This window comes from Vulcanococcus sp. DEBay_Sum29NL08_54, assembly GCF_017859255.1.
Lineage (GTDB): Bacteria > Cyanobacteriota > Cyanobacteriia > PCC-6307 > Cyanobiaceae > Vulcanococcus.
Genome location: NZ_JAFMNJ010000019.1, coordinates 1 through 17731, shown reverse-complemented (window position 1 = coordinate 17731; position 17731 = coordinate 1). Strand labels below are relative to the sequence as shown.

Genomic DNA, 17731 nt, shown 5'->3' with positions numbered 1-17731 from the left:
CGGATGCTACGCAGCGGAATCCGTCAGGGATCGCGTCGCCCCCGTGAAGGGGAGCTCGGCATTCACCGCCTCAATCTGACTGAGCTGTTCGCGATTGGCCTCCGGCAACCAGCGCCGGGCGATGGCATCAAAGGGTTCGTGGTACCAGCGGTGCAGGGAGGCATGGGAGCGGGCGACAAAACCGCGGCGGCGCTTGTGACTGCCGCCGGCGCCAGGGTCAAAACGCTGAATGCCGCGCTCAATGGCCCACTGGATCGGGGCGTAGTAACAGACCTCGAAATGGAGGTTGTCGATCTCCTCGTCACTGCCCCAGTAGCGGCCCCATAGGTGCTGGCCGGAGTGCACGCAAAGGGACATCGCCACCGGATCGTGGGGATCGCCCCGATGGGCGCTGAACAGCACCAGGTGTTCCCGCAGCTCCGCCGCCGCCTCATCGAAGAAGGCTTCTGTGAGGTATTTGCTCCCCCAAGGCCCCCAACGGGCGCAGTGCTGGGCATAGAAGTGGTGCATCCGCTCGAGCATCGCGGCCGGCAGCTCCTCCCCCGCCAAGGCCGTCACCGTGATCCCGGCGCGCTCCACGGCCTTGCGCTCGCGCTTGATGTTGCGCCGTTGGTTGGCGTTGAAGCTCGCGAGGTAGTCGTCGAAGCAGCCATAGCTCTGGTTGCTCCACAGGCTCTGCTGGTTCAGCCAAGTGGCGCAGCCCGCCGACTCCGCCAGGGCCTGCCACTGGGGATCGGCATAGAGAAAGTTGCAGCTGAAGATCTGGTTGTCAGCGCAGAAACGATCAATGCACTGCATCAACAGGGCGGTGACCTGCTGGGCGTCCTCGCCGGCGGCGGTGAAAAAGCGATAGCCCACCACTGGGCTCAAAGGGCTCATGCCCAGCAACTTCGGGTAGTAGCGCTGGCCCAGCTGGGCGGCCAATTCCGCAAAGGACTGATCGAAGACGAACTCGCCGTAGCTGTGGCCCTTGAGGTACAGCGGAGCGACGGCGATCAGCTGCTCCCCGCGCCAGAGGCTCAGGTGACAGGGCTGCCAACCCTGGCGAGGCGCGACACTTCCGGAGCGCTCCAGGCCAGCCAGCCAGCGCCAGGAGTAGAAGGGGAGCCCAGCCGCCTCCGTGAGGGCCTGCCAATGCGCCTCGGGGATCTCTTCAATCGAACGGTGCCAGCGAACAGTGAGCTCGGCCATCAGCTCAGAACCAGGGGGCGGGCAGCGGGCAGAACGCTAACGGCTACGGCCCTGACCATCGGCGCCCTCAGCGCACCCAGCCAAGCCGGATTGCTCAGCCCCGTGCTCAACCTGATGCGCCCGCAGGTCGAAGCCAAGATCAGCGAGGCCTGCCTGCGCTGGAGTGCCATGGGCAACAGAAGCCTGATCGAGCGGCTCACCCCCGCCTGCCAGGCCCTGGCCGCCCCCACCAGCCGCTGCCTCGTAGCTGAAACCCAATCCAGCGGCCGCAGCCTGGGGGTGATCAGCGAGTTGCTCGCCGGACGCTTTGGCGATGACCTCGAGGTGGTGGTCAAGCGCTGCGCGGGACGGATGCTGGGGCTCTCGCCGGAGACCTTTGGCAAGCTGCCGCTGCGGGACCTGGCCGAGCGCTTCAACAGCCTCAAGGCTCAGGCGCGCCGGTAGCGCACAAGCAGCTCGTCGCCGCCCAAGCAGCGCTGCTCCTGGAGCGTCCAGGCACTGGCCTCCAGGGCCCCATCGGACTGAAGCCAGGCATGGGGGCCGCCCAGCAGTTGAGGCACCAGGGTCAGCTGCAACTCATCCACGAGTCCCTGGGCCAGCAGCTGCGTGGCCAACTCAGCGCCCCCCAAGACAAGCAGGCGCTCCAAACCAGCGGCGGCCAAGGCCGCCAAGGTTGCCGGCCAGTTCTGCAGCGGCAAGGACCTGTCAAAACCAGCGGGGGCCGCCTCCCCTGAGCCCAGAAGCCAGCGCTGCAGGGGCTGCTGGAACAGGCGCAGGTCTGGATCCCAGTTGAGCTGGCGACTCACCACCAGGGCGGCGGGTTGGGGCGGCCGCCCCTGCTGCTGACGCTGCTCCAGCAGGTCGGCATCACGGATCAGGCAGGTGCAGCCGTGTTCGCGGATGGTCCTGCCGCCGACCAGAGCACCATCAGCCCAAGCCAGGGCCTCCTCCAGGACGCGGCGGTCTCCCGTTCCTCCGAGTTGGGCCGCACCACCAGCGGCGGGGGCGAGCCGGCCGTCCAGGCTGATCGCCAGAACCAGCCGAAGCTCAGGCGCCGGCAAGGGCTTCGAGGGCCTGGGGGTTCATGCCCAGCTGGGGCACCTCTGCGAACACCTCAGCGGCGTTGTTCGGGCTCTCCTGAAGACGGATCTTGTGGAGCGAAGCCCCCAGGGCCGCCACGGGGGCCTGGAGCAGATCGGCGATATGCAGCGCAATGTTCTCCGCCGTGGGAACCGTGCTGGAGAAGTGCTCGACGTCCTTGTTCAAGAAGGTGTGGTCAAAGGGCTCCACCACCAGCTCATCCACCGCTGACTGCAGGGCCGAGAGGTCGCAGACCATGCCGGTGCGGGGGTCAATGGCACCCCGAACGGTGATGTCCAGCAGGTAGTTGTGGCCGTGGCCATGGGGCCGGGCGCACTTGCCGTAGATCGCGGTGTTCTCCTCGAAGCTCAGCTCCGGTCGGGCCAGGCGGTGGGCTGCCGCGAAGTGGGTGCGGATCGTCAGGAAGGCTTCCATGGAATCGCCGAGCACATCGGCCCAGAGCTTGTCGGTTTCGTAAAGACGGAGCCCCATCAGGGGCAGGTGGGGCGCCAGGCGCTTCCAGATGGCCAGAACCAGGGCCTCGGTGGTGGGCAGGATCCCCTCGGGACGGCTCAGATCGAATTCCGGCCAGGCCTCGTTCAGGCTGCGGAAGTCGAGCTGGGCGGTGACCTGCTCGCGGATGGCGTGCTTCACGTCCGAGAGGTTGAGCACCATGCCGTTGGCATCGAGCCCGCCACCCATGGCGACGATCAACTCATAGTTGTGGCCGTGGCCCGGGGCCAGGCTGCAGGGCCCGAACTGGGCGGCGTTCTGCTCCGGGCTGAGCTCAGGCAGCCAATAGCGATGGCTGGAGCTGAAGGTGGCCCGGCGCGTGATCACGCAGGGCCGGCCCTGACCGTGGGGGGCAGAGGAGACGACGGACACCGGGCTCGCCGGAGGCGCCGCCATCACTGGCGGAGTCATGACAGCGAGTAACGGTTGGTCGCATCTTAAGAATGTTGGTGCTTGCGATGGCGAACCGATGGAGGACACCCGAGTCCAGCTGCGGCAGCGACTGGAGGGCCTGAACCTCTATCTGGTGGGGATGATGGGCAGCGGCAAAAGCAGCGTGGGCCGGCACCTCGCCGAGGCCCTGGACTACCGCTTCCTGGACGCCGACACCAGCCTGGAACAGGTGGCGGGGCGCTCCATTCCCGAGATTTTCGCCAGCGAGGGCGAGGCCGGCTTTCGCGCCCTGGAGTCGGCGGTGCTCAACCAAATCGCCTCCTGGCATTCCCTCGTGGTGGCAACCGGCGGCGGTGTCGTGACCCAGCCGGCCAACTGGGGCGAGCTGCACCAAGGGGTCGTGATCTGGCTGGATGCCCCCGACGCGATCCTGCTGGCGCGCCTCGAGGCCGACCCAACTCCCCGGCCCCTGATGGAAGCGGAGGACCGCGCCGAACGCCTCGCCAACCTGATGGCCGAGCGCCGCCCCCTCTACGCCCAGGCCGACCTCCAGATCCTTCAGGACGGACGCCCGGCCGAGCACGTGGCCCAGCAAATCCTTGAGGCGCTGCCCTCGATCATCAAGGAGCGCACGGCACCTCCCCTGGGTCAACTGCAGGTCACCAGTGACGCCGGCGAGGTGGGAACCTCGATCAACTAACTAGAGGCCCCGGGTGGCTCCAGGCGGATCGCAAACCACTGCACCGTGATCCCCGGCTGGAGCTCCAACTCACAGGCCGTCTCCAGCAGCCGCTGGGCCTGATCCGTCGTCGAGCCCAGGCCTGAGAGGTCCTCGGGAATGGCCTCGAGGGAGTGCAGTTGGCGCTCCAACCAAGCCAAGGTCTCCTCGGCTGTGAGCAGTTGCTGGGGGGCCCCTGGCTCCAGCACCACGTAGTGATCCAGCTCGCGGATCAGGGGATCGGACATCGGGCCGTCCAGGCGGCAGGATCACAGGCAGCCTGCCACGTGCCCAGCGATGCCGCTCGCCCTGATCCTGCTGGTGCTGCTGAGCGGAAGCCTCCCCGCCGTGGCGGCCTCAACCCTGGAACAACGCCTGGAGAACTGGCCGCAGTGGAGCCTGCCGGCGCCGCTGCCGCGGCCTGGGCGACGCGATCTGATCTACCCCGCCTGGTTTGAAGGGGACTGGAGCGCCACCAGCCGCGATCTCAGCGGCGCGGAGCCTGAGATTCAGTACGCCGTGCGCTTCGTCAAAGATGACGCCGGGCGGATCGTTGGCGATCGCGCCTTCAATGCCGGGTCCGTCGGTCGCGCCCTGCTGGGCGATCAGCTGCAGCGGGTTCGCAACGATCCGCAGAACCCCAACCGTCAATTGGCGGATTTGAGCGGGGATCAGTCGTTGGAGTCCACCGTCATCGGCCGCCGCAGCGAGCAGCAACCCCAGGAGCAGTTTCTGGCGGATGAACTCAGCCTGCAGGTGCTGCATGGCCCCGGCGACCCGCGGGTCAGCCAAGTGGAGACCCTCAGCCGCTACGCCCGGATCGATGCCGATCACATCGAAGCCAGGCAATGGCAGGTCAGCTACGGCTCCCCCGCCGATGGCCTCCGGGCCGAGGCCCAGCGCAGCTGGAGTGGAACGCTGCTGCTCGAGCGCCAGCCCTAGGGACGTCCCAGCTGCAGGCCGAGGCGATCGCGCCAGAGCCAGAGGGATTCCAGACGGGGATCGTCGGCCAGCCCCGCCACCCCGCGTCCCGCCAGGGGGCTCCCGGCGGAGCTGGGGAACTTGATCAAGGACAGCTGGGCGATCACGGCCAGATCCGCCAGGCTCAGCTGATCACCCACCAGGTAGGGCTGGGCCTGCACCAGGGCCGTGAGCTGCTCAAGGCTGCTGCGCAGTTGCTGCAGCACCTGCTGATCGAGCACCTGACCCACACCGCTCAGCACCCCGCCCGGCAGGGCACCCACCAAGGAACGCAAGGGCGACGGGGTGGCCTCCGGCAGCAGGCCATCGCGGAGCACCGGATCGCTGGCGGCGGCCTGCACCAGGGCCATGCGCGCACCCGCCGCGAGGGCCGTGTCGGCCCAGTCCTCCAGCAGCATCACCTGGGCCCGCTGGGCCGGATCACTGGGCAGCAGCGCCGGATCAGGGTGCTTCTGCTCCAGGTGCAGGGCGATGGCCGTGGAATCGGCAATCACCTCACTGCCATCCACCAGGACCGGCACCTGGCGCTGCCCCGAGAGCCGGTAGAGGTCCACCTGACCCACACCGGGCGTGACCTCAATGGGGGTGAAGCTCAGCTGCTTGAAGGCGAGCACCAAACGGACCTTCTCGCAGAAGGCGGAATGGCGGAACTGATGGAGCTCCAGCATCAATCGATCGGATCGCGCGGCAGCGAGTGCCCCTTTGGCGGCAGAGTAGCCAGCACTCTTTGATCAGCGCCCCAGCCCCCATGCGGGACTTTTTTCTGAACGTCACGCGCTACCCGCGCTATCTGATCGCGTTCGGGCTTGGCGTCGCCAACTCCGTCCTGGAACCCCTGGCCCAGCGCCGCAGCAATCCCGTCACCGCCGTCGCCCTGATCGGCGCCCTGGTGAGCGGTCTGCTGAGCCTGACCCTGATCCTGCGTGCCATGGTGACTCCAGAGGTCATCGCATAGCCATGGCGCAAGGTCGTCGCGTAGAACGCGTGGCCGCTCTGATCCGGCGGGAGGTCAGTGAACTCCTCGTCACCGGCATCAAGGACGAGCGGGTCAGCCTGGGGATGGTGAGCATCACCAATGTGGATGTCGCCGGCGATCTCCAGCACTGCAAGATTTTTGTCAGCGTCTACGGCAGCGCCGAGGTGCAGCAGCAAGCCCTCGAGGGCCTGCGCTCGGCTTCGAACTACGTCAAAGGGGAGCTCGGCCGTCGCCTGAACATGCGCCGCACCCCCGAGGTGATCTTCCAGTTGGATCGCGGCATCGAAAAGGGCACCTCGGTGCTCGGTCTGCTCAACCAACTCGAGGAGAAGCGCCAAGAGCGTGGCGAGGTTCCTGAAGGCACCGGCCAACAGGAGGATGGAGGCTTCTGAGCTCCGGCGGCAGCTGGCGAGCCTGCTGGTGGTTCGCGGCAGCGGCCATGCCCGGGACCATCAACGCCGCTATCCCCGCTGGGAACTGAGCAACGCAGAGCTGCGCCAACTCCTGGCTGAAGGCGTTGGCGGGGTGATCCTGCTGGGGGGCAGCGCCGAAGAGCTGCGGCTGCGCTGCGAGCAACTTCAAGGCTGGGCCGCCGAACCGCTACTGCTCTGCGCCGATGTGGAGGAGGGGGTCGGCCAGCGCTTTGAAGGCGCCAGTTGGCTGGCTCCCCCCCTGGCCCTGGGTGGGCTGCATCAGCGGGAGCCGCAACGGGCCGAGGCCCTGGCCGAGGGCTACGGCCGCTGCACCGGCCGGCAGGCGCGACTGCTGGGGTTGAACTGGGTCCTGGGGCCGGTCTGCGACGTCAACAACAACCCAAGCAACCCGGTCATCAACGTGCGGGCCTGGGGGGAAACAGCGCGCACGGCCGGGGCCCTGGCGGCGGCGTTTGTGCGGGGCTGCCAGGGCGAAGGGGTACTGGCCTGCGCCAAGCACTTCCCCGGCCATGGCGACACCAGCTGCGACTCCCACCTGGAATTACCCGAGCTGCCCCACGACCGAGGGCGGCTGGATCAGATCGAACTCCCGCCGTTTCAACAGGCGATTGCCGCTGGGGTCGCCTCGGTCATGACCGCCCACCTGCGCCTGCCGGCCCTGGACCCCAAGCGCCCGGCCACCTTGTCCAAGGCCGTCCTGACTCAGCTGCTGCGGGGGGACCTGGGCTTCCAAGGCCTGGTGGTGACCGACGCGCTGGTGATGGAGGCGATCAGCCAGCACCACGGCAGCGCCGAAGCGGCCGTTCTGGCCTTTGAAGCGGGGGCTGATCTGATCCTGATGCCCGCCAATGCCCAGGAGGCGCTCGATGGACTGGTGGACGCGGTCCAGAGCGGCCGGATCAGCCAAGCGCGCGTGGACGCCAGCCTCCAGCGACGGCGGGAAGCCCTGGCGCGCTGCTCGTCTGCCCAGGAACCGCTGGAGCAGCTGATCAGCCCGGGGGAGCGGCAGCTGAGCGCTGAACTGCTCGCCCTCAGCCTGATTCGCCAAGGAGCTGGCCAGCTGCCTCCTGGACCGGGTCTGAACCTGATCCGGCTGGACAACCAACTCAACGCGCCGCAGCTGCCCCTGGTGGCCCCGGCCCTGCTGCGGCCCGCCGCCCTTGGCTATGAGGCACGGCTGATCGACGCCCGCAGCCCCAGCCCCTGGGGCCCAGACCCCGAGGCACCCCTGGCCTTGGATCGCCTGCCGGACGGCCCGGTCCTGCTGCAACTGCTGGTGCGGGGGAATCCCTTCCGCGGCAGTGCCGGCGGCGATGAACCCTGGCCCCAGGTGGTGCGACAACTGCTGGCGGCCCAGCGCCTGGCTGGTCTGGCGGTCTACGGCAGTCCCTACCTCTGGCAGGCCCTCGAACCCCTCCTGCCGCCGGATCTACCCGCCGCCTACAGCCCGGCTCAGATGCCCCAGGCCCAGGCCCAGGTGCTCACGGCCCTGGGGTTACCCGAGGCGGCGCTAGAGGGCGGCTTTACCGACTAAGCGAGCCACTGCCACTAGCCTCGGGCCGTCTTCTGCGGCCGCCGGCACCCACCATGCTCAGCCTCTCGATGATCGTTCGGGATGAAGCCGGACAAATCGAGGACTGCCTGCGGTCCGTCCAAGGCTTTGCCGATGAGCTGGTGGTGGTGGACACCGGCTCCAAGGACAACACCGTCGCCTTAGCCCAGGCCGCTGGCGCCCGGGTGGAGGCGATCGAGTGGCCCGGGGACTTTGCCCCCGCCCGCAACCAAGCGCTCGAGATGGTGCAAGGCGACTGGGTGCTGGTGCTGGACGCCGATGAACGGCTCAAACCGGAGGCCTGGAAGCCCCTGCGGGCCCTCATGGCGCAACCGGATGTGCTGGTGATCAACCTGCTGCGCCACGAGCGCGGCGCGATCCAGTCGCCCTACTCCAACGTCAGTCGGCTCTTCCGCCGCCATCCGCGCATCCGCTGGAGCCGGGCCTATCACTCGATGATTGACGACAGCGTCGCGGAACTGCTCAAGGAGGAGCCGCAGTGGCGCATCGCCGATTGCTCCGAGCCCGCCATCGATCACGACGGCTACCGCCCAGAGCTCTTGGCCCAAGGCAACAAACCCGAGCGGTTGCGCCAGGCGATGGAGGCCGAGCTGCAGAGCCGTCCCGGCGACCCCTATGCCTGCGCCAAGTTGGGCAGCCTGGAGGTCGCCGAAGGCAACCTCGAGCGGGGCCTGAAGCTGCTGCAGGAGGGCCTGGCGAACTGCCCAAGCGAAGCCCAACCCGAGCGCTACGAGCTGCTGCTGCACCTGGCCCTCGCGGAAGCCAGCCGCGACCCCCAGCAAGCGGAGCGCTACTACCGCCAAGCCCTGGAGATCCCCCTGGCACCGCGGCTGAACCTGGCGGCCCAGCTGAACCTGTCGGCGCTGCTGCTGCAGCTCGGACAACTGGAGGAGGCGGAAGCCCTCAGCGCCCGCGCCACCCGCGTCGCCCCTGAGATCGGCCTGGGCTGGTACAACCTCGGCCTGATCCGCCGCAAACAGGGCAATCTCGCCGGGGCCCTGGAGGCCTACCGCGAAGCCAAACGGGTCAATCCCGGCCATGCCGAAACCCACCAGAACCTGGCCGTCGCCCTGCTGCTGGGCGGCGACATCGATGGTTCCCGCGGCAGCTTCCGTGAGGCGATCCAACTGCTGATTGACCAGGGACGCACCCAGGAGGCCCAGCGGCTGCACAAGCAAGCCGGAGAACTGGTCAAGCTCGAGGGCTGAGGGATGGCGCTGCAGGGACGCACCATCGCGGTCACCCGGGCTGAGCAGCAACTGGGGACGGCGCGGCAGCTCTTCGAGCAGGCGGGAGCCAGCGTCCTCGATCTCCCCGCCCTGGTGATTGGCCCGCCCGATGAGTGGGGCCCCCTCGATGACGCCCTGGCGGAGCTCGAGGAGTTCCACTGGCTGATCGTCTCCAGCAGCAATGGGGTCGATGCCGTGGAGCAGCGGCTGCAGCGCCAGGGCAGCAGCCTGGCCCGGCGGCCCAGCAGCCTCAAGATCGCCGCGGTCGGCCGCAAAACAGCGGCGCGCCTCGATGAGCTGGGAGCGGCCGCTGATTTCGTGCCGCCGGCCTTCGTCGCCGACAGCCTGATTGAGCATTTCCCGGTCTCCGGCTGGGGCCTGCGGCTGCTGCTGCCGCGGGTCCAGAGCGGTGGACGGACCCTGCTGGCGGAAGCCTTCGGCGAGGCCGGAGCACGGGTGGTGGAAGTGGCGGCCTACGAATCGCGCTGCCCCGAAACGCTGCCGGCGGCCACCGCCACGGCCCTGGCCGAGGGACGGGTCGATGCCATCACCTTCAGCAGCGGCAAGACCGTGCAACACACCATCCAACTGCTGGAGCAGCAGTTCGGCGCGAGCTGGAGGGAGCCGCTGGAGCGGGTCCAACTGATTTCGATTGGCCCGCAAACCTCAAAAACACTCCAGGCGCTCCTGGGGCGCGTTGACGCGGAGGCCAACCCCCATGACCTCGATGGGCTCGTGGCCGCCTGTTCCCTCGCCCTTAAAGACTGAGCACCCGCTGCTGACCGGCCTGGTTCAAGCGCAGTTGACCGCGCCCCAGATCGATGCCCGTCACGGTCCAGCCCGGGGGCAGCAGGGCCGGCAGACCGGAGCCCGGGCAGAGGCCCTGGCGGCCGATGCAGACCGTGCCGCTCTGGCCGCCCAGGGACACCAGGGCCTGGGCGCTGCGGCCACTGCCAATCAGGCCCGTGAGCTGCAGATCCGCCTGGGGGGTCTCGTTTGGGGTGCTTGCCGGCGCAGCGGTGACCGGCGCGAAGGGGTCAATGCGGCCATGGGGTTGGGCCTGAACCACCTGCTGGGCGCTCGGCATCGCGATGAAGCCCGGCGATGGGGTGAGCGGCGTCGGCTCTGAGACGCGGGCGGGCGGAATCGCCGTTCCCGGGGCAGAGGGCGCCGTGCTGCTCTCGCCTGTGCCGCAGGCCGCCAAGACCAGCAGCACAGGCAGGACCGCAATCAGTTGGTTAGTGCGCCTCTTGGCCATAGCCGCTCTGGACGAGATCGCGGAAGCGATCCAGGTTGGCCTGGAGCTCCTTGGTCACGATCCCCCCCAGGATGGAGGCATCCATCAGCGGCGCCAACACCCCCGGCAGCTCGTAGCTGACGCTGAGCTTCACGGCCGTGCTCTCGCCGCCCTGGGGATAGAAGCGAACGGCCCCTTTCGTGGGTAGGCCGCCGACGGATTCCCAATGGAGCTGTTGGGCCTCCACGCGCTCGGTAATCCGCGCCTTCCAATGGAAGCGGAATCCCTGGGCCGCCAGGGTCCAGTCGGTGAGATCGGGGTCCCCGTCTTCGGTGGTGACGGACTCAATCCAGTTCATCCAACGGGGCATGGCCTCCAGGTCACTCCAGACCGCCCAGACCCGCTCGGCGGGGGCCTTCACCTCGGTGGTGACGCTGTGTTCAAGCCAACGGCCCATGGTCTCTAGGCAACGGATGCATTGGTGGCCAGCTCCGCCTGACGACCCAGGATCGCGGCAGCGGCAAGACGCCCACTCATGGTGGCGCCTTCCATCGAATCGATGTAGTCCTGCTTGGTGTAACTACCGGCCATGAAGAAGTTGGTGACCGGCGTGGTCTGATCCGGGCGGTAGGGCTCCATCCCCGGGGCCTCGCGGTAGAGGGACTGGGCCAACTTGACGACGTTGCTCCAGACCAGGTTCAGGTTTTTGGCCGAGGGGAACAGGCGCCGGACCTGGGCGTCGGTCGCCGCGACGATCTCCTCGGTTTTCTTGGGAATCCAGGGATCGCCGGGGGTCAGGACGCACTGCAGCAGGGAACCCACCCCCTCCTTGCGGTAGTCCACCGGACTGGCCAGGGCCAGGTCGGCGAAGCAGCTGAAGTCCGCATCCGCCGTGTAGAGCAGGTTGTCCAAACCGGCGGGACGGGCCACATCCCGGCGGGCGGCCTCGGCCATGGGGGAATCACCCAGTTCGGTCACCCAGCCGTCGTAGCGGAGTTGGACCGTGGCGACGGGGACTGCCTCGAGCTTGTAGAGGTTGTCGAACAGGGGCCAACGGCGCCAGGACTCAGGCACCATCCGCTGAATACCAGGGACGTCGCAGGCCGCCAGGTAGGTGTCGGCCTCGACCTTGAGATCACCGTCGGGGGTGCCGAGGGTCAAGCCGGTGACGCGGGTCTCGCCGGCGACCTCTTCAAACTGGACCTCGGTCACCCGATGGCGCAGATGCAAGCGCGCGCCTCGCTCCTGGATGTACTCGAGGATCGGGCCGGTGAGCCAGCGGTGGGGCGAGCCCTTGAGCAGGTTGAGCTTGGAGGCCTCGGTTTTGGCCGCGAACATCATGAAGATGGTCAGCATGCAGCGGGCCGAGATCGCCTCGCAGTCGATGAAGCCCAGGGCGTAGGCGATCGGATTCCACATGCGGCGAATGCTCTGCTCGCTGCCGCCGTGGCCCAGGAACCACTGCTGGAAGCTGATGCGATCGAGGTCGCGAATCACCTTCATCGCCCCCTCGTAATCCACCAGACCGCGCACGATCGGGCTGGTGCCCAGGGCCAGGGCATTGCGCAGCTTGTCCAGCCAGTCGAGCTGCGGCGTGGTGAAGAAGGCCTTCAGGCCGTTAAAAGGTGCGCCGAGGGCAAAGCGGAAATCCAGCTCCCGCAGATCCCCACCCGAATTGACGAACAGGTGGGTGTGGTCCTTGGGCAGCAGATTGTCGATCGCCCCCACCTTGCGCAGCAGGGCGAAGAGATTGGCGTAGTTAAAGAAGAAGACGTGCAGGCCCATCTCAATGTGGTTGCCGCCGTCATCCACCCAGCTGCCGACCTTGCCGCCCATGAACGGGCGCGCCTCATAGAGGTCCACCTGGTGGCCAGCCTCCACCAGATCCACCGCCGCCGCCAATCCGGCCAGACCCGCACCCACGATGGCGACCCGCACCCTTGTTCTCCCACGAATGGGGTGACTCTATGGAGACGGGCGTCTCGGCAGGGGGAGGAGAGCCTCCATACAGTGGGGGCATAGGCATGGCCCCGATGACCAGCGAGACCGCCACTCCAGTCGCGACCCACACCGGCAAGGACGGCAAGGGAATCCTGATCACCGAGCCGGCGATGAAGCAGCTGGCCACCCTGCTTCCGGCCCAAGGGGAGGGGAAGGTGCTCCGCGTCGGCGTGCGCTCCGGCGGCTGCAGCGGCATGAGCTACACGATGGATTTCATCGATGGCAGCGAGATCCGCGAGGACGATGAGCGCTACATCTACGAGCCCAGCGGCGCCCCCAGCTTCACCGTGGTGAGCGACCCCAAGAGCCTCCTCTACATCTATGGGATGCAGCTGGACTTCTCCAGCGCGCTGATCGGTGGTGGCTTCAACTTCACCAACCCCAACGCCACCCAAACCTGCGGCTGCGGCAGCTCCTTCGCGGTCTGACCCCCCTCGGGTGCGAATCTGAGCTCACGAAACGGCACGCCCTCCGCCATGACCGCCACTGACGCGCCCTCTCTGTTTGAGCAGGCCCTGAAGAGCTACAACGAGGGCGCTCCGCTGTCTGAGGTGATCGCCAGCTTCCAGGAGATCACCCAACAGGACCCTCGGCTGTCTGCGGGCTGGACCTGCCTGGCCTGGCTGCAACTGCTGGACAACCAGGCGCAAACGGCCCTGCGCTCGGCCCGGATGGCGGTCAAGCTCAACCCCCAGGACCCCCAGGCCCGGATCAACCTGAGCCTGGCGATGCTCGAGAACAACGTCAAAGGGGTGCGGGAACACATCGAGCTGGTGCAGCGCGTGCGGCTGATGGCCCCTGAGATCGGCGAAGAACTGGACAACTCCATCGCCGATGGCCTGGCCCGTCGCCCCGACTGGCAGGCCCTGCAGAAGGTCAAAGCTTGGCTGCACGGTTGATGGATCAGCAGGGTCAGCGGCGCGTTCTGCTGCTGAGCAACGGCCACGGCGAAGACCTCAGCGGTGCCCTGATCGGCACGGCACTCCAACAGCAGGGCTGCAGCGTTGAAGCGCTGCCCCTGGTGGGCCACGGCCAGGCCTACGTCCAGGCGGGCATCACCACGCGGGGGAAGACCCGCGAATACAGCACTGGAGGCCTGGGCTACACCAGCCTGATCGGACGCATCACCGAGGTCGTGCAAGGGCAGGTGCTCTACCTGCTCAGCCGGCTGCTGCTGCTGCTGCGCATTGGCCATCGCTACGACCTGATCCTGGTGGTGGGCGATGTCATCCCAGTGCTGGCGGCCTGGTTGAGCCGCAGGCCGATGGCGACGTACCTGGTGGCCTACTCCAGTCACTACGAAGGCCGCCTGCAGCTGCCCTGGCCCTGCGGCGGCTGCCTCAAGTCCAAGCGCTCGCTGGCGATCTACAGCCGCGATCAGTTGACCGCCAGCGACCTCAGTGCGCAGCTGCAGCGGCCGGTGCAGTTTTTTGGCAACCCCTTCTTTGATGGGGCCCTGGGCGCCAGCGAAGGCCTCGCCGGTGCCCCGCGCCAGCGGCTGGGGCTGCTGCCCGGCAGCCGCCTGCCGGAGGCCCTGCACAACCTCGAGCTGATGCTGCGGGTGCTCGAGCGCCTGCCTGAAGCCCTGCGTCCGCCGCAACGGCTGGGATTACACGCTGCCCTGGTGGGGAAACTGACGCCCCAGGAGGTCGCCCCCCTGGCCAGTCGCCTGGGCTGGCGTCTGGAGCTCGAGAGCAGCAGCCGCTGCAGCCTGCAGCGGGGCCCCTTGCACCTGCAACTGGAGTGGGGGCGCTTCGCCGCCGTGATCCAACAGTGCGACCTGCTGCTCTCGATGACCGGAACCGCCGCCGAGCAGTGCGTGGGGCTGGGCAAGCCGGTGCTGCAGCTCGTCGGAGAGGGGCCGCAATTCACCGAGAACTTCGCTGAGGCCCAACGGCGTCTACTGGGGCCAGGACTGTTCTGTGCCCCCGGCAGTGGGGGAAGCGAGTCGCAACTGCGGGGCACGGCTGCGCTGCTGGAGCAACTGCTGAACCGACTGCTGAGCGATCAGCGCTGGCATGAGGAACTGCGGCAGCTTGGCGAGGAGCGGATCGGCAGCGGCGGCGGTGCCGCCAAGATGAGCGCTGATTTGTTGGAGCGTCTGGCGCAGCGCCATGGCTGAAGCGACCCCACCCAGCACCGGCCAACGCCTCAAGGGCTATCTGGATGCGGTGCTGGTGGCGGACGTCTTCGTGGTGATCGCCGGCGCCATCTGGTTTGGGGTGGCGGTGGTCTGCCACAGCCGCGGCATTGAGGCGCCCCTGAACCTGTTTCAGACCCTCTGGGAGCCGCTCTTCACCCCAGCCATCGGACTGCTGATGGGAGCGGCGATCCTCAGCGGGATCCTGGGCTGGGCGCTCAAGTGGTGGCGCGCTCGAGAGCAGCGCTGAGCTCCCCGTCTTCAAAGACAAAACCCTGCTGCTGCAGGCGCTCCGGCAGGACCTGCTGACCCTCGAGCACCACCTTGGCGCCATCGCCGAGCAGCAGCTGCAGGATCGGCGCTGGCACCGGCAGCAGGCTGGGGCGCCCGAGGGCCTGACCGAGGGCCGCCGCGAAGCGGGCCATGCTGCAGGGGGCTGGGGCCACGGCGTTGTAGGCACCCTGATAGGCGGGATTGGCCAGGGCCTCGGCGATCAGGCGGCAGAGGTCCTGGCGGGTGATCCAGCTCATCCACTGCTGGCCGTTGCCAATCGGTCCGCCAAAGCCCATCCGGAAGACCGGCAGCATCTTGCCCAGGGCACCGCCGTCGGCGCCCAGAACGATCCCGATCCGCAGAACCACGACGCGAGCAAAGCTTGAGGCCGCCTCGGCTTCCTGCTCCCAGGCCTGGCAGAGCCCGGCCAGGAAGTCACTGCCCGCGGGGCTGGTTTCGCTGAAGCGCCCGGTCTCGCTGGTGCCGTAGTAGCCGATGGCCGAGCCACTGATCAGGGTCTGGGGGCGCTGGCCTTCGGGGAGCGCCTGCATGGCAGCCACCAGGGCACGGGTGGTGTGGATGCGGCTGCTGCTGAGCAGGGCCCGGTGGGCGTCGCTCCAACGCTTCTCGGCGATGGGCTCACCCGCCAGGTTGATCACCGCCTCACTGGAGGCCAGGGCCTCTTGCACCGCGGGCAACTGCCAGGTGGCCGCCTGAGCGGGGTCCGCCTGAAGACGCTGCAGTTGGGGGGACTGCACGGCCGCCAGAGGTGCACTGGAGCGGCTGAGCAGCACCAATTGATGGCCCGCCGCGAGCAGCTGCGGCACCAGGGCCCGGCCGACAAAACCACTGCACCCCACCAGCAGAATCCGCACGCGCCCAGAGCCCTTGAACTGGGGCCAAGGCTAGGGACCCTCTGGAACTCCGAGCGGGAACTAGCCTGGCGGCTACCCGACCTCATTGCCATGGCCGAAGCGACCGCCATCAAGAAAGGGGCCCTGGTGAAGGTGAATCGCGCGGCCTACGGCGGCAGCCTGGAGTCCAAGGCCAGCGACACCACCGCACCGGACTACCTCTTCGAGGGCCCGGCTGAGGTGCTGCTGGTGAAGGGGGACTACGCCCAACTGCGCTATCGCCGTCCGGTGCCCGATGTCTGGCTGCGGCTGGATCAGCTGGAAGCCTTCAACTAAAGGTCCAGTCGCCGGCGCTCCGCCTGCAGCCTGGTGCGCCGTTGCTTGGCTTCCCGCAACATCTCGCGGCCGTCGTGGAGGTAGTTGTCGACGTAGCCCATGGTGTAGCGCTCCAGTTCGACCACGGCGTCTTTGACCTGGGAGAGGCAGTGGTAGACGCTCAGGCTGAAGCCCTGGGCTGAGGCCGGTGCAGCCATGGAGCGATAGAGCGTCTCCACCTTCTCGAGCTTGGCCTGGCTCTGCTCGAGGTAGCTGCAGAAGGCCTCCATCAACTGGTCGTCGTAGGGGTCGGCCGAGAGCGCCTTGAATTCAGCAGGGAAGGGATTGATCACCTGACCCAGCAAGCGATCGATGGGTCCGTAGACCGTCTGCAGCCAGAGCAGCAGGGCCTCATCACCGCGAGCTGATTCCGCCGTGGCCTTGCGGGCCGCCCGGCCCGCCGCTGCGGAGCGCACCGTGGAGTGAGGGCTGCTGACGACGCGGTGGCGGTCGTGTTCAGCGCGGCGCTCGCGATCCCGCAGTACCTCCCAGGCCGCGTTGATCGCCAGGATCGCCTCTTCATCGCCCCCGGCGTCGGGGTGGTGCTGTTTGACCAAAGCCCGGTAGGCCGCCTTGATCTCCGCGCCACTGGCTGAAGCCGCCACACCGAGCACCGCATAGGGATCGCGGGCGGACTGGGGCATGCATCTCAGGCCAGAGCTGCACCCATCCTTAAACAGCAAAAAGCCCCCCGCCAAAGGCGGAGGGCCAGGGGTGCCCTGAGGACAATCAGAAGCGGAAGGTAGTCATCACCAGGCCGCCAAAGACGTTGTCCTTGGCGTTGTACGCACCGCTGCTGGTGTTGTACTTGCCGTACTGACCGTCGAGGTTGTTGATGTAGTAGATCGCCGGCTTGACCGAGATGTTGTCGGAGACCTGGTACTCGTACCACCACTCCCACATGGTGTTGGAGTCCATCGGGGTGCTGGCGCCAGCGACGGTGCCGATGGAGCCGCCGCCGTTGTCGCTCACGTAGGGGGCCTGACCGACGGCCATGCCGGCCTTGTTGCCCTTGCGCAGCGCATCGTTCCACTGCAGACCGACCATCCAGGACTGGGTCTTGGCCCAGTTGTCGGTGCGGTAGGGGATACCGCGGAAGGTGGCGTTCTCCGAGTTGGTGGAACCCCAGCCGAGGCTCACGGTCGGGATCCAACCGGTGTTCTCGGGGATCCAGTAACCGCTGACGCCATAGCTGTTGTTGGCGCCGGTGCGGCCGACATCGAAGCCGTAGGGGGTGGCGCGGTGCAGCTTGGAGTTTTGGGCATAGGTGTAGGCAGCAGCAATGCCGTAGTTGCCACCGATCAGCGGGGTGTTCTGACCCAGGTAGCCCAACTGCGTCACCGAGACGCTGTTGGAGCCATTGGTCATGATGCCGCCGGTGCTGGGGTTGCCGTCGGACCCATCAGCGGAGACGTAGTTGCTGCTGATGGCGAGGCCCTTGATGCCAAGCAGCTTTTTGTAGGTGCCACCGAAGCCGGCGCCGAAACCGCTCTTGTTGTAGACACCCGGTGAGCCCGCGCGGGTGAAGAAGTCCAGCAGACCCGGCTTGTAGACCGAAGGAACGCCGATGGCGAGCATGCCGGGGTCGTCAATCCGCACCCGAGCGCCGACGTTGAACTTGAGCTTCTCGCCCACAGGGAAGGCGTAGAAGAGACGGTTCACGCCAACAACGTTCGCACCAGCAGGTTCCTGGAAGGCAGGATCAAGCTTAAGCAGTCCGTAGTTGTAGGCGCTTTCTTGGAAATTACCGGTACGCAAGAGGG

Annotated in this window: 24 protein-coding genes; 13 read left to right on the top strand and 11 right to left on the bottom strand. The window is 67.4% G+C overall.

Translation table 11 applies throughout. The features are described from left to right. Positions 1-6: 6 nt before the first annotated feature. On the bottom strand, positions 7-1191 hold the full coding sequence (locus tag QZ186_RS07760; protein ID WP_296416350.1) for a GNAT family N-acetyltransferase: 1185 nt from the start codon (positions 1189-1191) through the stop codon (positions 7-9). Between the two features lie 90 nt (positions 1192-1281). Between QZ186_RS07760 and QZ186_RS07755 the strand changes: the two genes are divergently transcribed. Next, positions 1282-1635, top strand: coding sequence for a hypothetical protein (locus QZ186_RS07755; protein WP_010313199.1), 354 nt, complete (start codon positions 1282-1284; stop codon positions 1633-1635). Here the strand turns inward: QZ186_RS07755 and QZ186_RS07750 are convergent. Both QZ186_RS07750 and QZ186_RS07745 read right to left on the bottom strand, forming a co-directional pair. Next, positions 1620-2252, bottom strand: coding sequence for a dihydrofolate reductase family protein (locus QZ186_RS07750; protein ID WP_296416349.1), 633 nt, complete (start codon positions 2250-2252; stop codon positions 1620-1622). The two genes, QZ186_RS07755 and QZ186_RS07750, sit on opposite strands and share 16 nt — an antisense overlap. After that, the gene (locus QZ186_RS07745; RefSeq protein ID WP_296416361.1) at positions 2239-3180 is read right to left on the bottom strand and encodes a 6-carboxytetrahydropterin synthase; all 942 of its coding nucleotides are present in this window, start codon (positions 3178-3180) and stop codon (positions 2239-2241) included. The genes QZ186_RS07750 and QZ186_RS07745 overlap by 14 nt, the downstream gene beginning before the upstream one ends. Before the next feature lie 73 nt (positions 3181-3253). Here QZ186_RS07745 and QZ186_RS07740 point away from each other — a divergent pair, with 73 nt between their 5' ends. Then, positions 3254-3877, top strand: a complete 624-nt coding sequence (locus QZ186_RS07740; protein ID WP_296416348.1) for a shikimate kinase — start codon at positions 3254-3256, stop codon at positions 3875-3877. Here QZ186_RS07740 and QZ186_RS07735 read toward each other — a convergent pair. Next, positions 3874-4143: a chlororespiratory reduction protein 7 gene (locus QZ186_RS07735; protein WP_247476960.1), complete on the bottom strand. Its 270-nt coding sequence runs from the start codon at positions 4141-4143 to the stop codon at positions 3874-3876. The genes QZ186_RS07740 and QZ186_RS07735 overlap by 4 nt on opposite strands. A gap of 49 nt (positions 4144-4192) precedes the next feature. Between QZ186_RS07735 and QZ186_RS07730 the strand changes: the two genes are divergently transcribed. Further along, a complete protein-coding gene (locus QZ186_RS07730; protein WP_296416347.1) occupies positions 4193-4837 on the top strand; it encodes a DUF6816 family protein in 645 nt (214 codons plus the stop codon). Here QZ186_RS07730 and QZ186_RS07725 read toward each other — a convergent pair. Next, entirely contained in the window at positions 4834-5544 is a 711-nt protein-coding gene (locus tag QZ186_RS07725; RefSeq protein ID WP_296416346.1) for a glutathione S-transferase family protein, read from the bottom strand. The two genes, QZ186_RS07730 and QZ186_RS07725, sit on opposite strands and share 4 nt — an antisense overlap. 80 nt (positions 5545-5624) lie before the next feature. Between QZ186_RS07725 and QZ186_RS07720 the strand changes: the two genes are divergently transcribed. Genes QZ186_RS07720 through QZ186_RS07700 form a run of 5 tightly spaced genes read left to right on the top strand, consistent with a single transcriptional unit; the run spans position 5625 to position 9856 of the window. Beyond that, on the top strand, positions 5625-5831 hold the full coding sequence (locus QZ186_RS07720; protein WP_010313223.1) for a DUF751 family protein: 207 nt from the start codon (positions 5625-5627) through the stop codon (positions 5829-5831). 2 nt (positions 5832-5833) lie between these two features. Beyond that, the gene (rbfA, locus tag QZ186_RS07715) at positions 5834-6244 is read left to right on the top strand and encodes a 30S ribosome-binding factor RbfA (RefSeq protein ID WP_247476954.1); all 411 of its coding nucleotides are present in this window, start codon (positions 5834-5836) and stop codon (positions 6242-6244) included. Next, entirely contained in the window at positions 6231-7820 is a 1590-nt protein-coding gene (locus QZ186_RS07710) for a glycoside hydrolase family 3 N-terminal domain-containing protein (RefSeq protein ID WP_296416345.1), read from the top strand. The genes rbfA and QZ186_RS07710 overlap by 14 nt, the downstream gene beginning before the upstream one ends. A 53-nt stretch (positions 7821-7873) precedes the next feature. Next, positions 7874-9067, top strand: a complete 1194-nt coding sequence (locus QZ186_RS07705) for a glycosyltransferase (protein WP_296416343.1) — start codon at positions 7874-7876, stop codon at positions 9065-9067. Between the two features lie 3 nt (positions 9068-9070). Then, positions 9071-9856, top strand: coding sequence for a uroporphyrinogen-III synthase (locus QZ186_RS07700; RefSeq protein ID WP_296416342.1), 786 nt, complete (start codon positions 9071-9073; stop codon positions 9854-9856). Here the strand turns inward: QZ186_RS07700 and QZ186_RS07695 are convergent. From QZ186_RS07695 to zds, 3 genes are read right to left on the bottom strand one after another with little or no spacing between them, the layout of a single operon-like run. Then, positions 9846-10346, bottom strand: a complete 501-nt coding sequence (locus QZ186_RS07695; protein ID WP_296416341.1) for a hypothetical protein — start codon at positions 10344-10346, stop codon at positions 9846-9848. The two genes, QZ186_RS07700 and QZ186_RS07695, sit on opposite strands and share 11 nt — an antisense overlap. Next, positions 10327-10782, bottom strand: a complete 456-nt coding sequence (locus QZ186_RS07690; RefSeq protein WP_010313234.1) for an SRPBCC family protein — start codon at positions 10780-10782, stop codon at positions 10327-10329. Before QZ186_RS07690 ends, QZ186_RS07695 begins: the two co-directional genes overlap by 20 nt. Before the next feature lie 5 nt (positions 10783-10787). Continuing rightward, positions 10788-12263 carry a 9,9'-di-cis-zeta-carotene desaturase gene (gene zds / locus QZ186_RS07685; protein ID WP_296416339.1) on the bottom strand — a complete coding sequence of 492 codons (1476 nt, stop codon included), beginning with the start codon at positions 12261-12263 and terminating at the stop codon, positions 10788-10790. A 95-nt stretch (positions 12264-12358) separates the two neighbouring features. Between zds and QZ186_RS07680 the strand changes: the two genes are divergently transcribed. The 4 genes from QZ186_RS07680 to QZ186_RS07665 are packed head-to-tail and all read left to right on the top strand — an operon-like array spanning position 12359 to position 14716. Further along, a complete protein-coding gene (locus QZ186_RS07680; RefSeq protein ID WP_010313238.1) occupies positions 12359-12754 on the top strand; it encodes an iron-sulfur cluster assembly accessory protein in 396 nt (131 codons plus the stop codon). A 48-nt stretch (positions 12755-12802) separates the two neighbouring features. Then, on the top strand, positions 12803-13225 hold the full coding sequence (locus QZ186_RS07675; protein WP_010313241.1) for a hypothetical protein: 423 nt from the start codon (positions 12803-12805) through the stop codon (positions 13223-13225). Beyond that, a complete protein-coding gene (locus QZ186_RS07670) occupies positions 13225-14448 on the top strand; it encodes a lipid-A-disaccharide synthase-related protein (RefSeq protein ID WP_296416360.1) in 1224 nt (407 codons plus the stop codon). The genes QZ186_RS07675 and QZ186_RS07670 overlap by 1 nt, the downstream gene beginning before the upstream one ends. Further along, the gene (locus QZ186_RS07665; RefSeq protein WP_010313244.1) at positions 14441-14716 is read left to right on the top strand and encodes a hypothetical protein; all 276 of its coding nucleotides are present in this window, start codon (positions 14441-14443) and stop codon (positions 14714-14716) included. Before QZ186_RS07670 ends, QZ186_RS07665 begins: the two co-directional genes overlap by 8 nt. Here QZ186_RS07665 and QZ186_RS07660 read toward each other — a convergent pair. Beyond that, complete coding sequence (locus QZ186_RS07660; protein WP_296416338.1) at positions 14685-15614, bottom strand: TIGR01777 family oxidoreductase; 930 nt, start codon at positions 15612-15614, stop codon at positions 14685-14687. The genes QZ186_RS07665 and QZ186_RS07660 overlap by 32 nt on opposite strands. 90 nt (positions 15615-15704) lie before the next feature. On the opposite strand from QZ186_RS07660, the gene ndhO reads away from it, so the two are divergent. After that, complete coding sequence (ndhO, locus tag QZ186_RS07655) at positions 15705-15929, top strand: NAD(P)H-quinone oxidoreductase subunit O (RefSeq protein ID WP_247476935.1); 225 nt, start codon at positions 15705-15707, stop codon at positions 15927-15929. Here ndhO and QZ186_RS07650 read toward each other — a convergent pair. Both QZ186_RS07650 and QZ186_RS07645 read right to left on the bottom strand, forming a co-directional pair. Further along, a complete protein-coding gene (locus QZ186_RS07650; RefSeq protein WP_296416337.1) occupies positions 15926-16612 on the bottom strand; it encodes a J domain-containing protein in 687 nt (228 codons plus the stop codon). The genes ndhO and QZ186_RS07650 overlap by 4 nt on opposite strands. An 85-nt stretch (positions 16613-16697) precedes the next feature. After that, the coding region (locus QZ186_RS07645) for a carbohydrate porin (RefSeq protein ID WP_296416336.1) at positions 16698-17731 on the bottom strand (1034 nt) is incomplete at its 5' end.